Origin of the sequence: Mycobacterium palustre (assembly GCF_002101785.1) — a bacterium.
GTDB classification, from domain to species: Bacteria; Actinomycetota; Actinomycetes; order Mycobacteriales; family Mycobacteriaceae; genus Mycobacterium; species Mycobacterium palustre.
Genome location: NZ_LQPJ01000142.1, coordinates 13,008 through 28,153, shown reverse-complemented (window position 1 = coordinate 28,153; position 15,146 = coordinate 13,008). Strand labels below are relative to the sequence as shown.

The following is a 15,146-nucleotide window of genomic DNA, read 5'->3' as shown; positions in this document are numbered from 1 at the left end:
TGTGGTCCGGGCGGACCGTTCACCTTGTCGAACGCGTCGATCCCCACCTGTGCGACCGCGTTGACGGCTTTCTTCGCGGCCGCGGCGTAGCGGGCCGCGATGACATCCGGCGGATCGGGTGGGTCGGGTTGGCCGGCCATTACGGGCCTCCATTCTGCGGCGGTTTGACGTTGGCCTCGGCGGTATCCCATGCGTCGAGAACTTGGTCTTTGAACTTTGCGCCGATGTCGACCGCAACGTCCCCCACGTCGCCCTTGGTGAACCCGTCGATCCACTTCTTGCCCGCGTTGCCTGCGACGCTCGCCGCGCGGTCGATCAGATCATTGACGAGCTTGGTGGTGTCTTGGATCGTGTCTTTGAAGTTCGGCGGGAACTGCGCGTTCGACATCAGTTCTGCTCCCCGGGGTCGGGCTGGTCAGACGGGTAGAACACCTTCAGTTTGGGGGTCGGAAGCCCGGCTTGCTGCGCCAAGATGATTTTCTGCGCCGTCCCGGCGAGCATCTCCCGGCCGGCGTCGGCCCACCCCATCAGACACGCCAGCGCGGCCGTCGCGCACGGGCTCAAGCCATCCACGTGCTCCTGTTTGCTGGTGCGGATGCGGACGCCCTTTTCTTTGGGGTCGTTGGTGGCGTTGTCGGGCGATACGAAGATGTAGCCGTTGTCGACCTTGACGTAGCCCAGGTCCGGTGGGCGGCGTTGTGGGTCGATGTCGTAGTTGATGAAGATGCTGCCGTCCCGCTGGCACACCTTGTAGAAAATCAGATCTGTGATGAGGCGGTATTCGCCGCATTCCGCGCCGATCTGCTCTTGGACGCGGCTCCACCCTCCGCCGTTCCGGTTCGGGGTGTTCTGAACCATCTTGCAGAAGAACTTGCTGCACAGGCCCCAATTCATCGGGTCGACGATGTTCTCGATGTCGGCGACGCTAAGGCTTGGCTCGACAGAGTCGGTCACCACGGTGCTGCAGTACTTCCCGTCGATCTCCTCCAATGTCCCGAAGCACGGCTTGGAAGCCTCGGCGAATCGCCGTCCGACCGCGTCCGTGACGAATGCGGTCCACTCCTGCCTGCTGTTGATGTCGTTGATGGCGCCGGTGATGCTATCCGTCATCGCCGCTATGCCGGGGTCACCGGGCGGGACGAAAGACCGTACCGCAACGCCCACCACGGATTTCAAGTCGTCAAGCAGCGTCTGATCGAGCCCACCGGCGATCTCGCCCAGTTTGAGCAACACGAACGCGGCGTAGCCCGCCCGCGCCAAAACCGGGTCGCGAGCGGAGTCATAAAACGTCTGGTCCTCGAATCCGCCTGGCCCGTCTGGGTTTCGGGGCTGATCGAGTCCACTTGGCGGCGCCGCCCGCGGCACCTGCAGAGGTTCTGGCAACGGCGACGTGGCTGGGCTCGGCTCGGCGCTGGCTTCCGCCTCCGGCGTCGGCGCCGGGACGCCAAGGAGTTCGGTCGTGGCGGCCTGCAGTGTGGGGAAGGCGATCGGATTGGTCCGGCCGGGCGCGCGGACGCCGTCGCGATTGACGAACCGCTGCAGTTCGCGGTACCACCCGGCTTCGCCGAAGCCGGTGCTGTTCGGCATGAGCTTGGCCGCGGCGGTCAACACCGCCCGATCGGCGCTGCCGTTGTCACCGGTGCGGGCCTCGAGCACCAATTCGTCGATTGCGCCGAAAATCGCCAGCTGACTATGCACTATCGACATGGCCCCGCCTCACGTATCGCGGCCTTAGCATACCGGTGTGGCAATGGTATCCGGGAAGAATGTTTGGAGCGACCGGTGACGGGACCGGGCGCCCGGGACGAGGGCGCGATCTCCGACGTCCCCTGGGCCTTGATGTTCGACCCGGCGGTCAACGTGCGTGCGCTTGGCGAGATTCAGGCCCGCGGGTTTCGCGCCGCGGCCGATCTCGTTGACCGCTTTGTGAATCGCGCCGATCAAGATCCCGGCGCCGTCAACGAGGCCGACGGCGCCGGGCCAGCTAACGGCGAGCGTAACGGCGCCAACAGGCGTCCCGACGTCGAGCAGCTATTGGATTCGTGGAAGGGCCTTATCGGGCAGGTGGCCGACTCCTTGCGGGGCGCGGGGTCGCCGCAGCGACCCGGCGACGCGGCGTTCGACGTCGCCGCCTCGACCGTCAGGGGGCAACTCGACGTCCGCGCGTCCGAGCCCGGCGTGGTGTCCGCGGAGGTGTGGCTACACAACCGCGGGCCTACCGACCGGGGGACGATCGCCCTGCGATGCGGCGATCTGCTATCCCACGACGGCAGCCTGATCAGCGCGGCGCGGGTGCGCTTCGATCCCGAGGTCGTGCCGATGCCGGCGCGGTGCAGCAGGGGCGTCGCCGTAAACATCACGGTCGGCGACGACGTCGCGCCCGGGCGCTATCACGGTACGTTGCTGATCGACGGTTATCCCGACGCCTGGCTGCCGGTGCTGCTCACCGTGGGGCACGGAAACCCATGACCAGCACCGCCGAACGCGACGCCCTGATCACCGGCGTCGAGGACCGGTTGCGCGGCTTCGGCAGGGTCGTGCGGAATTCCATGCTCGACGCGCTGCCCGACGGCGAACCGCACCGGTGGCTCTACGGGCCCATGCGGGAGTATCCCGCCCGGCCCGGCAAGGCGCTGCGGCCCGCGCTGTGCCTGTCGGCGGGCCGGGCGTTCGGCGCCGAATCCGACGAATTGCTCGGGGTCGCCGTCGCGATTGAGTTGCTGCACAACGCGTTTCTGATTCACGACGACATCGTCGACGGCAGCGAGATGCGCCGGGGCCGAAGGACACTCGCGGCCAGTCACGGCCTGGGTACCGCGCTGAACGCGGGAGACGGTCTGGCGATGGTGGCGGGTCAAATGTTGCGCAAGGCGACCCGCCGAATGGACCGCTACGTCGCGGACTTGGTGTGGGCGGAGTTCGACACGATGGCGATGCGCACCCTCGAGGGCCAGGCGACCGAGATCGGTTGGCAAGTCGACGAAGTCGAGAACCTCAGGCCGGAGGACTACCTCGAGCTGATCATGCACAAGACGTGCTGGTACACCACCATCCATCCGCTGCGCGTCGGTGCCATCGTGGGCTCGGGCGGGTCGGTCGAGTTAGGACCCCTGGTGCGCTTCGGCTTTCACTTCGGCGCCGCGTTCCAGATCCGTGACGACTTGCTGAACCTGATCGGCGACCAGGGCACCTATGGGAAGGAGATCCTCGGCGATCTCTACGAGGGCAAGCGGACGCTGACGCTCATCCACCTGATGGCAACGGCGCAGGGTGAGGATCGCCGCTTCGTCCGCGACTACCTGCGGCGCAACCGCACACAGCGCTCGGAGGAGCTCGTCCGCACAGTGCGGGCGCTGATGGACGACTACGGCAGCATCGCCTTCACTCGCGACTACGCCGAAGGGATCCTCCTGGTGGCCCAAGAGTATTTCGAGCAGGCGTTCGCCCAGGCCCGTCCGGGACCGGACCTGGATTTTCTTCGCGCGCTCGTCCCTTACGTGTGGTCCCGCTGGAGGTGACGGCGCCCGACGGCCGGTGTCGGCTAGTGCATCCGCGCGCTGCCGCCGAGGCCGATCTCGAGGACGCTTCCGGTGATGACTCCGGGGTCGGTGACCAGATACAGGACTCCACGGCTGACGTCCTCGGGTTGAAGCCACGGCCGGGGTATCGGGTTTGCCTTCATCATGCGGCGCACCAAATCGTCTGGCACGTCGCCGCTTTCGGTGGGCTGGACCATCGGTGTCTGCGTTGTCGTCGGGCATACCACGTTGACCGTGACACCCTCTTTGGCGACCTCGAGGGCGACGGATTTGGCCAGGCCGATGATGCCCCACTTGGTGGCGTTGTACGCCGCCAACTCGGGGATGCCCATCCTGCCGCCCATCGAGGACGTCACCACGATCCTGCCGAAGCGCTGCCCTCGCATCACCGGAATGGCCGCCCGCAGCGTGTGGAACACGCCGCTCAGGTTCGTGTCCAGCAGCTGTTGCCAGACCTGGTCGCTGACCTGCTCGAGGGGGCCGGTGCTGACGATGCCGGCGTTGGCCACCACGATGTGCAGGCCGCCCATGTCGTTCACGGTCTGCCGCACCGCGGCGTCGACCCGCGCCGAGTCGCGCACGTCGAGCGTTATCGGCAGGCAACGCCTGCCGAGCTCCTCGACCCGCTTGGCGGTGTCTCGCAGGTCGTCCTCGGTGCCCAGCGGGTAGGTGAGGTCCACCATCGGCCCGGGCGCGTCGGCGGCCACGATGTCCGCGCCTTCGGCCGCCAGCGCCAGCGCGTGCGCGCGGCCCTGTCCCCGTGCCGCTCCCGTGATCAGCGCGACGCGCCCGTCCAATGCACCCATAGCCGGCAACGTTAACGACATCGGGGCCGGTGGCACCTGGTTAGGCAAGGCTAAGTTAGTGTCAGCTGTCCGTCGCTGCGCACGAAGGAGCATTCGAGGTGACCGATACAACCACGCCGGTGGCGGAGTCGGGATCGCCGAAACCCATCTCCCGCGGCGGCCGGTGGCTGCGGTTCGGCCTGCTCACGGTGTGGGGCCCGGGGCTGGTGGTCATGCTGGCCGACACCGACGCCGGCTCGCTGATCACCGCGTCGCAGTCCGGAGCGCAGTGGGGCTACCGGATGGTCCTGCCGCAGCTGATCTTGATGCCGATCCTCTACGTCGTGCAGGAGATGACGGTGCGGCTGGGCATCGTCACCAAGAAGGGACACGGCGCGCTGATCCGGGAACGGTTCGGCCGGTTCTGGGCCTGGATCTCGGCGTTCACGCTGTTCGCGTCGGCGATCGGCGCCCTGCTCACCGAGTTCGCCGGCGTCGCGGGGGTCGGCGAGCTCTTTGGCGTCTCGCGGTGGGTCAGCATCCCGGTCGCAACCGCGGCGCTGCTGGCGCTGGCCCTGACCGGCAGCTACCGGCGCGTCGAACGCATCGGCCTGGCGATCGGCGCCGCCGAGCTGGCGTTCCTGGTCGCCATGGTGATGTCGCGGCCCGACCCCCACGCGTTCGTCGCCGGCCTGAAGTCGATGCCGCTGGGCAACTCGTCGTATCTGCTGCTGGTTGCGGCCAACGTCGGCGCGGTCATCATGCCGTGGATGGTCTTCTACCAGCAGGGCGCGGTGGTCGACAAGCACCTGTCGGTGGCCACCGTCCGCCAGGCCCGCCACGACACCGCCGCCGGCGCGGTGCTGACCCAGCTGATCATGATCTCGGTGGTCGTCACCATGGCCTCGACGATCGGCAAGCACAACGGCGAGGCCGCGCTGAACACGGTCGGCCAGATCGCCACCTCGCTGACCCCCTACCTGGGCCACGCCGGCGGCACCGTCTTGTTCGGCCTGGGCATGCTGGGCGCGGCGCTGGTCGCCGCGATCGTGGCCTCGCTCGCCGGCGCGTGGGGCCTCTCGGAGGTGTTCGGGTGGCAGCACACCCTCAACCAGCGGCCCAACCGCGCCACCGCGAAGTTCTACGTCACCTACGCGCTCGCCCACCTCGTCGGGGCCGCGCTGGTTTTGGCCAGCGTCGACCTGGTGAACCTGGCCGTCGACGTCGAGGTGATGAACGCCCTGCTGCTGCCCATCGTGCTGGGGCTGCTGCTGGCGCTCGAGGCGCGGGCGCTGCCCGAGGAGTGGCGCATGCGCGGGCCGCACAAGTACGTCGCCCGGGCCCTGTGCCTGGTGGTCATGGGCTTCGGGCTGTACATGGTGCCCCAGGCCCTGGGCTGGACCTGAGCCGTTAGAACCAGGGCCCGGGGAAGCGGCCGTCCTGGTCTTGCACCATCACGATCTCCTTGCAGTCCCCGTTCAGCGCGGCGGCGTTCTCGCCGCGGCATTCCAGCGTCCAGCCCGAGATCCGCGCGAACGGCCGGACCGACCACGTCGTCGAGATCGGCTCGGCCGCGGGCAGGGCCAGCACGGCGAACGTGTTGCCCTGGTGCGTGACGTAGAGGTGGTCTTGGAAAAACGCCAGCTTGGAAATCGCCATGCTCTTGGCGTCGTCGCGCGTCTTCAACAGGTCCCACTTCTGGGTCCGCAGGTCCCACACCCCGAACCCGAACTGCGACGTGTCGGAGTCGCGACCGTCGACGAACAACTTCCCGTCCGACAGCGTGGCCGACAGCCCGCCGCCGGAGATCCGGTCCGAATCACCCACCTTGATCGGCGCTTTGGCGTTCAGGTCGTAGAACGTCGTCGAGAGCGCCGCCGGGTTGGCCGGATCCGAGCGCGTGATCTTCACCAGATGGTCTGGGCCGTCGGACAATTCGGCGTCGACTGTGGCGATGTCGTTGTCCTGATAGATGGCCTCCCCGCTCGGCCGGCGCAGCTCGGCGCCCGACGTCTTGGTGGGGTCGGTGTTGCGTTGAAACGCCAGGACGTCCTGCCACACGCGGCCGGGCTGCGGGTCGTCCCACGCGGTGGAAAGGTCGGCGCTGGAAAGGATCACGGTCCGCGGCGGCGACGCGGCGGCGTGCCCGTCGGTGAAGGCGTTGACCCACGCCACGCCGGACGCGGTCGAGGCCAGCGCCCATCCCGCCGGTGCGGTCAGCCTCAGCTCGGGGGCCGGCGGCTGCAGCTCCTTGGTCACCAGCGGCTGGCCCGCCTTCATGTCGAAGGCGTACGCCGTCGCCTTGCCGACCTCGGGTTCGGGCGCCTGCGCCGGTTTGACGGTGGACACGATGTAGACGACCTTCATGTCCTCGGTGGTGCCGGTCAGCGCGCAGATGGCCCCGGTGAGCTTCTCGCCGGCGGCGACGGCCGGGACGGCCGGGGTCACGTACTGTCCGGTCTTCGTGTCGAAAATTTTGGGGCGGATGTCCTGCAGAGCCGTGTTGCCCTGGGAGAACTTCTCGGGACAACCGAAGTAGGCCGTTCCGCCATAGCTTTTCCAGTCCTTCTCGAGGGGACCGGTGATCGGGGGTGGCGCGGCGGCCTTGCCGGTGGTGGTCTTGGCGGCGGAAGTGGAGGTGGTCGGTGTGGCCGCGGGCGGCCCCACGGTTTCCGAACAGGACGCGACGACGAGACAGCCGGCCACCGCGATCGGGGCGAACCTGTGTGCGGACACGGCTCGCCCCTTGACCCCACGCATCAAGAAACCCCCGTTTAAGGTCGTGCAACCAACGAGCGTAAGGCCGCTCCGTCGTTGCCGCGACTTGGGTCGGGCCCCCGGTGTGACGGCGCCCCGTGCTGCACGGCCGAGGCCAGTGACGCTCATTTTTGCGCGCGCAAGCGCACCATCCGCGTCGTCGACGTCTCGTCCAACTCGACGAGCTCGGAGCGCGAACGCAGGAAATCGCTGAAAGACCGGAATCCCAAAGACTTTTCGCTGAACGACGGATCCATCCGCTTCATCTGCGCCTTCACCGCCGAATTGTGCAGCCAGTCGACGTCGTCTTTTTCCAGACCGATCTGCAGCGCCCGCGTCAGCAACGCGGTCGCGGCGGCCTGCGGGTCGGGTGCCTCCGGTTCCTCGGGCTCGGTCGCCTTCGCGCGGCCCGTGCGCCGCTTCGGCTTGGCGGCCTCGCCGTCGCCGGACGCCGGCGCCGGTTCGGGCTCGAACACCGGAACGCCCGGCAGCGCGTCGTAGACGACGAACTCGTCGCAGGCGGCCGCCAGGGCCCGGCTCGACGCGCCGGCCACGCCGATGCCGACGACGTAGCGGCCCAGCCTCTTGCAGCGCTGGGCCAGCGGAATGTAGTCGGAGTCGCCGGCCACGATCACCACGTGGGTCAGATCCGGCAGCCGGAACATGTCCTCGACCGCGTCGACGGCGAGCCGGATGTCGGCGCCGTTCTTGCCGTAGGCCGCCGCCGGGAAGAGCTGCACCAGGTCCACCGCGCGGGCCACCAGCTGCCCGCGGTACCCGGCGTTGACGTCCGCCGACCAGTCCGCGTAGGCGCGGGTCAGCACCAGCGTCCCGAACGACGACGCGAAGTCGAGGATCGCGCCGACGTCGACGACGGAGCGGGCCAGCCGGTCCGGATGCTTGTCGAGCCCCTTGGCCTTGTCCCGCTGGAACGAGTTGCGCCCGTTCACCTGGTCGTACCGCGAGATCACGATGTTGTCGAAGTCGAGGTAGACGGCCACGCGGGGCGCAACTGGTTCGGTCATGCCCTCCATCTTGTCTGAACACGATGCAGAACGGAATCCTGGCTCCGAACGTGCGAAAAGCGTTGTCCTGCAAGGGTCGCCGGGCATGGAGTGCGGCCTGTTTTGCCGTTCGCCCGGTGCCCGAACGAATTACGAGTAGAATTCCTGGAATCGGCGGTATGTCGCGCGCAACCATGTTGAGATTGCGTCGTCGTCGATTCGAATGATTTGGCCGCCTCGCGGTCAAGGACGGGAGCGTCGCATGACGCTACAACGGGGCGCCGGCTGGAAACAAACACCGCCTGAGAACACGCCGCGCCTGCGGCTGAAGCCCAAAGCGCCCGACACCACCGGGTATGTCGACGGGGCCTGGTGGCCGCACAGCAACGATCTCCTCACGGAGCTGCCGGATCTGCTGGCGGTGCTGTCGGTGCGACTCGGCGCGATCGACCGGGTGATCTACAACCTCACCGAATGGGCGCCGGCGCCGAAGAAACTGCGGATTGACCGGCGCGTGGTGCGACTCGCCGGCTACTTTCGCCAGCCCGTCAACACGGTCGAACTCCTCGGCGCGAGCGGCAAGCAGGTCGTCCTGCTGGTGGTACCGCCGGAGACCGAGCCGGACCGCGCGCACGAGGCGCTGATGGCCGCGTCGAAGCGGGACGATGCAACGACGACCGACGCCTTGCTCGGGCGGGGCACGACGGTGTAGGGCTCCACGGCACGACGGTCATCGATGGCCGCAAGGATTTCGCAAGAATTCGGCGAAAATCCGGCAAGCGGTGTGCGGCAACCTGCAGCCCATGACGCCACACCAAATGGGGCGCGCACCAAGGATACTCGTCGCGGTGACGACGGCCGGCCTGATTGGCAGCAGGTCACCGTCGTGCAAAACGATGTCAACAATTTGCCGCCGGAACAAAAACCGGAGGTGCAGGGGCTGCTGGGCGTGGCGATCATCAGGCTGACCGACATCCTCCGCAAGGAGTGGCCCGCCGGCTAGCGTCAGCTACCCACCGCGCTGGGCGCCGGGAGGCCCTCGCGCGCGCCCAGGTTGGTCGCCGCGGTGACGACCGCCCGTTCGATCTGGCGCAGCGCGTGCACCGCGGTCAGGAATCGCCGGGTGTCCGGCCGGGGTTCCCCGTCGCCGTCGCGGTGCCGCGCCAGGCACTCGGCGGTGTCGAGCTCGTCGGCGGCGGAGGTGATCGTCACCCCGGTGGCACCGTCGATGATGGTGAGCAACGCGGCGATGTTGCGTCGCGTCTGCTCGGCGGCCGCCATGAACGCCGCGGCCAGCTCCTCGGACCCGACCGGGTCCTGGTACTGCTCGCTGCTGCGGGCCAGGCTGCGGCCGTAACGATCGCAGGCGGAAAAGATCCTTAAGCCCCGCCGGATGCTGCGCCGGCCGGCCAGCCCGGCCACCCCGGCCAGCAGCGGCTTGGCGCTGATCCGGAACTGCTGCAGGGCCCGGTCCAGTTCCCGCGCCCGTTCGGTCGGGCTGCCGGTCTCGTCCCCGCCGAACATGGTGGCGGTCGAGACCTCGATCAGTTCGGACAGGGTCGTCAAAAAGGTGCGGGTGTCGTTCCGGATGGTGGCCCGGGTGTGGGTCGGCAGCACCAGGATCGCCACGGCGACGCCGATGACGGCGCCGATCGCGGTCTCTTCCATGCGCAGCATCAGCACCCCGAACGAGAACTGGCCGAGCAGGCCATACAGCAGCGCCAGCATCGTGGTGATCCAGAAGGTCATCAGGCTGTAGGTCACCGTCATGAAATAGAAGGCGCAGAAAAGGCACACGAAGATCGCCACGAGCGAGGCGGTCTTGTCGCCGGCGAACAGGGGCGCCACCAGCACCCCGCACGGCACGCCGAGCATGGTGCCCAGCAGGCGCTGCCACCCCTTGGTCAGGGTTTCGCCCCAGGAGTTGGTGCCGGCGAAGATCACGAACGCCGCGATCACCGCCCAGTACCACCGCGCCGGGGACACCAGCTCGCCGGTCACGATGGCCAGCGATGCGGCCACGGACACCTGGATGGCCTGCCGGGTGGTCGGCCGCAGGCCCTCGTCCGGTTGCTGCTCGCCGGGGCCGCCGTCGGGCGCCGGCACCGGCTCGGCGTCCGGGACGGCGACGGGCCTCCCCGTGGCGGCGCCCTCGACGATCGCGCGGACCTCGGCCGTCGCCGCCGCGGCGTTGATGATCGCCAGGGCGAGGCGGCGCACCGCGACCCGGCCTTCCTCGGAGGCGGCAGTCCCCGCCCGGTCGAGAACCCGTTGCGCCAAGCCGGCGGCCACCCGCAGCCCGCCCGCGTCCGGGAGGCGGATCGCCCGCGCCAGCTGCCTGAGCGCCACGACGAGTTCGGCGCGGGTGGCGGCCGGGATGGGGCCGGGTGCCGACGCGACGGCCGCCGCCCGCCGGCCCGCGGTGGCGACCCATTCGACGGCCAGCTCGGCGTCGAAAAGCCACGGGGTCAGCTGCTCGGCGGTCACCCCCGGCCAGACGATGGCGGGGTTGGCCTTGTCCTCGATCTGGCCCTGCACCATCAGCGCGGTTTCGTTGAGCCGGATGGTGCGGGCCCGCATGCGCCGCCGCCGCCGCTCGTCGAGGCGGCCCGTGCGCACGGCGTCGGCGGTGGTGTCGACGACGATGGCCATGCGGGCGCGCAGCGCGCGGATGGTGGCGCGCAGCACCCGCTCGGGCCGGTCGGGCAGCACATAGGCCGACATCACGAACGTGCACGCGGTGGCGACCAGCAGCGCCACCATCATCCACGGCAATTCGGAAACGCTGGCCCGCAGGTACAACGTGAAGAAGTACGACATGAACGCGACCATGCCCAGCGCCCTCCCGCGCGGCCCGAACCGGCGGGCGTACACCGCGGCGAACACGATCACCACGAAGACGGCGTCGCTGGCGATCGCGTGCGGGGCGAGCAGCGAGGCCAACGCGATGGACACCGCACCCGGCAGGGGCAGCAGCGCCATCGTGACGCGCTGGCGGCGCGGGTCGGGCTCGTTGACGGATCGCCCCGCGACCATGGTGATGACGACGCCGAGCAGGGCCACGGTCAGCGGCTGGTGGGCCAGCCTGGTCACCACGAACATGGTCAGCAGCGAAACGCCCAGCGCGGCCGTCGTCCGGATGGCCATCCGCAGCCGCAGCTGCCCGGGGTCCGAGCCGATCCACCAGTTGCGGGCGCGTTCGTACAGCGCCATCAGCCAAGCGCTGAGCCCGTCGACGGCCGACACGTGTGATCCCCTCGTCGCTGGATGATCTTCCCATGGCCAAGCTAGTGTTCGACGTCGTGACGGCGCCGACGCGGGCAACCCTGGCCGATGGCCGCGACATCATGTTTTTCGCGCTGCCGGGCAGGCGTCCCGCGCCGGTGCCGGACCGCCGGCCGCTGCCGCGGCGCGACCCCGACCAGTCGCAGCTGCGGTACGACCGCGCGACCGGGCAGTGGGTGATCGTCGCGGCGCTGCGCCAGGACCGCACCTACAAGCCGCCCGCCGACCAGTGCCCGCTGTGCCCGGGCCCGACCGGGCTGACCAGCGAGGTGCCCGCCCCCGACTACGACGTGGTGGTCTTCGAGAACCGGTTCCCCAGCCTGTCGGGAGGCGGTCGGCTGCCACCGGTCAGCGCCGGCGCCGACTTCGTCTCCGGCCCGGGCGCCGGCCGCTGCGAGGTGATCTGCTTTTCCAGCGACCACTGCGGGTCGTTCGCGGACTTAAAGCCGGCGCACGCCCGCCTGGTCGTGGAGGCGTGGCGGCATCGCACCGCCGACCTGATGGCCGCGCCCGGCGTCGAGCAGGTGTTCTGCTTCGAGAACCGCGGCGAGGAGATCGGGGTGACCCTGACCCATCCGCACGGCCAGATCTACGGCTACCCGTATCTGACGCCGCGCACGGCCGCGATGCTAAGCCAGGCCCGCGACCACCGAAACCGCCACGGGGGCAACCTGTTTGCCGAGCTGCTGGCACGCGAGGTCGACCACGGCGGCCGCGTGATCGCCCGGACCGGCCTGTTCACGGCGTTCGTGCCGTTCGCGGCGCGCTGGCCGGTGGAGGTGCACATCTACCCGAACCGGTTCGTGCACAACCTCGTCGAGCTCGACGACGACGAGCTCGACGGGTTCGCCCAAATCTACCTCGACGTGCTAAGGCGGTTCGACCGGATGTATTCGACCCCGCTGCCCTACATTTCGGCGCTGCACCAGTTCGCGGCCACCGGCGCCCAGGCCGACGGCTACTTCCACGTCGAGCTGATGTCGATCCGGCGCGGCGCCACCAAGCTCAAGTACTTGGCGGCCTCCGAATCGGCGATGGACGCGTTCATCAGCGACGTCACGCCCGAAAGCGTCGCGCGGCGGCTCAGGGACCTGGGAGGGCAGCCTGGATGACGGTCCGCTACGCCGCGCCCGGCCGGATCAACCTGATCGGCGAGCACACCGACTACAACCTGGGTTTCGCGCTGCCGATCGCGCTGCCGCAGCGCACGGTGGTCACCTTCGCCCCCGACGGTGGCGACGGGATCACGGTGTACAGCACGCGCGCGCACGAGTCGGTGCGGTTTCCGCTCGGCACGGTTCCCGGCCAGGTCACCGGCTGGGCGGCCTACGTGGCCGGGGTGGTGTGGTCGCTGCGGCAGACCGGCCAACCGATACCCGGTGGCACCATGTCGATCGCCAGCGAGGTGGAGATGGGCTCGGGCCTGTCCTCGTCCGCGGCGCTGGAATGCGCGGTGCTGGGCGCGATCGCGGCGGCCGCCGGCATGCGGATCGACCCGACCGAGCAGGCGCGGCTGGCCCAGCGCGCCGAAAACGAATACGTCGGGGCCCCAACGGGTTTGCTCGACCAGCTGGCGTCGCTGTTCGGCGAACAGTCGGCCGCGCTGCTGATCGACTTTCGCGACGTCAGCGTCGTGCCGGTGCCCTTCGACCCCGAGGCCCACGGCGTCGCGCTGCTGCTGATCGACTCGCGGGCACGGCATGAGCACGTCGGCGGGGAGTACGCGGCCCGCCGCAAATCGTGTGAGCGCGCCGCCGCCGACCTGCGGGCGTCGTCGCTGCGCGAGGTCTGGGATCGCGGGCGCGCCGATCTGAACGCCGTCCGCAGCACGATCGATTCCCGCCGGGCGCGCCATGTTCTCACCGAAAACGGCCGTGTGCTGGATTTCGTTGCGGCACTGCGCGGTTCGGACTTCGTCGAAGCGGGACACATCCTGACCGCCTCCCAGGTTTCCATGCGCGACGACTTCGGAATCACCACCGGGCACATCGACCTGATCGCCGACACCGCGGTGCGTGCGGGCGCGCTGGGTGCCCGAATGACCGGCGGCGGGTTCGGGGGGTGCGTGATCGCCCTGGTGCCGGACACCCGGGCGGAGGCCGTCGCGGAAACGGTGCGACGGACGGTGCTCGCCGCGGGTCATCCCCGCCCGATCATCACTCGCACCCACGCGGGCCCGGGCGCCGGGCCGGTGGGGTGACCGAGCCGGCCGGCCACGTGGAAGTTCGGGCCTACGCCGAACTCAACGACTTCTTGCCCGCCGAGTGGCGCGGTGTGGCGGTGCCCCGTCCGTTCCGGAGTCACCAGACCGTCAAGGACGTGCTCGAAGCGATGGGTATTCCCCACACCGAGGTCGATCTCATCCTGGTGAACGGGGATTCGCGGGGATTCGGCTACCGCCCGTGCGCCGGCGACCGGATCGCCGCCTACCCGGTGTTCGAGGCCCTGGACGTCGGACCGGCCGAGAGGTTGCGGCCAAAGCCTTTGCGCGACCCGCGATTCGTGGTCGACGTCAACCTGGGCCGGCTCGCCCGGCTGCTGCGCGTGCTGGGTTTCGACGTCTGGTTCTCGAGTGGCGCCGACGACGCGGCCCTGGCCGGCATCAGCCGAGATCAGCGCCGGGTCCTGCTGACCCGCGACCGGGGGCTGTTGAAGCGCCGCGCCATCACCCACGGCCTGTTCGTGCGCTCGCAGGACCCCGAGGAGCAGGCCATCGAGGTGATCAAACGGCTCGACCTGGGCGGGCGGTTGGCGCCGTTGACCCGGTGCGTGCGGTGCAACGGCGAGCTGGCACCGGTCGACAAGGAGGAGGTGCTCGATCGGCTGGAGCCGCTGACCCGCCGGCACTACGAAAAGTTCAGCCGGTGCACCGGATGCGGGCGCGTGTACTGGGCGGGGTCGCACCACGCCCGGTTGGTCGCCCTGGTCGAGAAGCTTCGCAGCCAACTGTGAGGCCCCACAACGGTTTTCGCGGATGACCCCGAGGTGCAGCCGGTCGCCGGGACGGCGAGCGGGGTGCGCAGCATAAACCCCAACACCGGGTTGACGGTGCGGCCCAGCGGCCGCCGCGGTCAGGGGGTGATGGTCGTCTGGTCGTCGATGATGTTGGCGGCCTCCATCAGCGGACCCTCGTCGCTCTGCAACGCGTCGGCGTTGAGCTGGAGCACGAACACCGCGCCCTGGCTGGGAATCACGACGGTCTTCTGCGCGACGGTCCGCGTGTTGCCGTCCTTCTGGTACGTGCCCTTGATCTGCCAGGCCTGGAACCCGCCGAGCGTCGAAGCCCGGCCATTCCCCGAGCCCTGGTAGCCGGGAAGGCCCATCAGCTCGTTGGGGGCGTATTGGATGAGCTTCGCCTGGTCGACGTCGCCGGTGAGCTTTGAGTACAGCGCCGAGATCGTCGGCGGGTCCGCCGGATTAGCCGGCTGCGACAAGACGATGCCGCCGTAGGAGGTGTTGGAGTTCTGGATCAGCTGCCAACCCGCGGGCACCGGCAGGTCGACGTTCGGGCCGGGATCGCCGTGGCGGACGGGAGTTTCGGTGATGTGGCTGTCACGGATGTAGTCGGCGATCGTCGGGCCGGCCTGCGCGCCGGGCGTGGCGCTGGGCGCCGGGGTCTTCGTCGAGGTGGAGGTCGAGGTCGACGTGGACGTGGACGTGGACGTCTTGTTGTCGGAGCCGCAACCCACCAGCGCCAAACCGAGCGCCACGGTGACGGTTGCTGCGGCCAAGTGTTTCATGAATCGAATCTCCCGAGGAGTGGGCGGGTACCGGCG

15 protein-coding genes are annotated in these 15,146 nt (G+C 69.1%); 8 read left to right on the top strand and 7 right to left on the bottom strand.

Annotation, left to right across the window (positions count from 1 at the left end; genetic code table 11):
* Positions 1–139: 139 nt before the first annotated feature.
* Positions 140–388 (bottom strand): hypothetical protein, encoded by a 249-nt coding sequence (locus AWC19_RS25390; RefSeq protein WP_085080861.1) that lies wholly within the window; start codon positions 386–388, stop codon positions 140–142.
* Entirely contained in the window at positions 388–1,707 is a 1,320-nt protein-coding gene (locus AWC19_RS25385; RefSeq protein WP_142281413.1) for a hypothetical protein, read from the bottom strand. Before AWC19_RS25385 ends, AWC19_RS25390 begins: the two co-directional genes overlap by 1 nt.
* Before the next feature lie 75 nt (positions 1,708–1,782).
* On the opposite strand from AWC19_RS25385, the gene AWC19_RS25380 reads away from it, so the two are divergent.
* Together AWC19_RS25380 and AWC19_RS25375 are read left to right on the top strand one after the other, a co-directional pair.
* Positions 1,783–2,469: a hypothetical protein gene (locus AWC19_RS25380; protein ID WP_085080859.1), complete on the top strand. Its 687-nt coding sequence runs from the start codon at positions 1,783–1,785 to the stop codon at positions 2,467–2,469.
* A complete protein-coding gene (locus AWC19_RS25375) occupies positions 2,466–3,518 on the top strand; it encodes a polyprenyl synthetase family protein (RefSeq protein ID WP_085080858.1) in 1,053 nt (350 codons plus the stop codon). The genes AWC19_RS25380 and AWC19_RS25375 overlap by 4 nt, the downstream gene beginning before the upstream one ends.
* 23 nt (positions 3,519–3,541) lie before the next feature.
* On the opposite strand, the gene AWC19_RS25370 is transcribed toward AWC19_RS25375, so the two are convergent.
* A complete protein-coding gene (locus tag AWC19_RS25370) occupies positions 3,542–4,345 on the bottom strand; it encodes a mycofactocin-coupled SDR family oxidoreductase (RefSeq protein WP_085080857.1) in 804 nt (267 codons plus the stop codon).
* Positions 4,346–4,443: 98 nt separating this feature from the next.
* On the opposite strand from AWC19_RS25370, the gene AWC19_RS25365 reads away from it, so the two are divergent.
* Positions 4,444–5,730, top strand: coding sequence for an NRAMP family divalent metal transporter (locus tag AWC19_RS25365; RefSeq protein WP_085080856.1), 1,287 nt, complete (start codon positions 4,444–4,446; stop codon positions 5,728–5,730).
* A gap of 4 nt (positions 5,731–5,734) precedes the next feature.
* Here the strand turns inward: AWC19_RS25365 and AWC19_RS25360 are convergent, their stop codons facing one another.
* Positions 5,735–7,084: a hypothetical protein gene (locus AWC19_RS25360; RefSeq protein ID WP_245849323.1), complete on the bottom strand. Its 1,350-nt coding sequence runs from the start codon at positions 7,082–7,084 to the stop codon at positions 5,735–5,737.
* Positions 7,085–7,206: 122 nt separating this feature from the next.
* Entirely contained in the window at positions 7,207–8,106 is a 900-nt protein-coding gene (locus AWC19_RS25355) for an NYN domain-containing protein (RefSeq protein ID WP_085080875.1), read from the bottom strand.
* 241 nt (positions 8,107–8,347) lie between these two features.
* On the opposite strand from AWC19_RS25355, the gene AWC19_RS25350 reads away from it, so the two are divergent.
* Both AWC19_RS25350 and AWC19_RS29450 read left to right on the top strand, forming a co-directional pair.
* Positions 8,348–8,797 carry a DUF5994 family protein gene (locus AWC19_RS25350; protein WP_085080854.1) on the top strand — a complete coding sequence of 150 codons (450 nt, stop codon included), beginning with the start codon at positions 8,348–8,350 and terminating at the stop codon, positions 8,795–8,797.
* A gap of 24 nt (positions 8,798–8,821) precedes the next feature.
* The gene (locus tag AWC19_RS29450) at positions 8,822–9,088 is read left to right on the top strand and encodes a hypothetical protein (RefSeq protein WP_142281412.1); all 267 of its coding nucleotides are present in this window, start codon (positions 8,822–8,824) and stop codon (positions 9,086–9,088) included.
* A gap of 2 nt (positions 9,089–9,090) precedes the next feature.
* On the opposite strand, the gene AWC19_RS25345 is transcribed toward AWC19_RS29450, so the two are convergent.
* Entirely contained in the window at positions 9,091–11,298 is a 2,208-nt protein-coding gene (locus AWC19_RS25345; RefSeq protein WP_085080874.1) for an FUSC family protein, read from the bottom strand.
* Between the two features lie 65 nt (positions 11,299–11,363).
* Here AWC19_RS25345 and galT point away from each other — a divergent pair, with 65 nt between their 5' ends.
* The 3 genes from galT to AWC19_RS25330 are packed head-to-tail and all read left to right on the top strand — an operon-like array spanning position 11,364 to position 14,322.
* Positions 11,364–12,482, top strand: a complete 1,119-nt coding sequence (gene galT / locus AWC19_RS25340; RefSeq protein WP_085080873.1) for a galactose-1-phosphate uridylyltransferase — start codon at positions 11,364–11,366, stop codon at positions 12,480–12,482.
* On the top strand, positions 12,479–13,570 hold the full coding sequence (locus tag AWC19_RS25335; RefSeq protein WP_085080853.1) for a galactokinase: 1,092 nt from the start codon (positions 12,479–12,481) through the stop codon (positions 13,568–13,570). Before galT ends, AWC19_RS25335 begins: the two co-directional genes overlap by 4 nt.
* Positions 13,567–14,322, top strand: a complete 756-nt coding sequence (locus AWC19_RS25330; RefSeq protein WP_085080852.1) for a Mut7-C RNAse domain-containing protein — start codon at positions 13,567–13,569, stop codon at positions 14,320–14,322. The genes AWC19_RS25335 and AWC19_RS25330 overlap by 4 nt, the downstream gene beginning before the upstream one ends.
* A 119-nt stretch (positions 14,323–14,441) precedes the next feature.
* Here AWC19_RS25330 and lpqN read toward each other — a convergent pair whose 3' ends face one another.
* Positions 14,442–15,110 carry an envelope biogenesis lipoprotein LpqN gene (gene lpqN / locus AWC19_RS25325; protein WP_085080851.1) on the bottom strand — a complete coding sequence of 223 codons (669 nt, stop codon included), beginning with the start codon at positions 15,108–15,110 and terminating at the stop codon, positions 14,442–14,444.
* Positions 15,111–15,146: the final 36 nt, after the last annotated feature.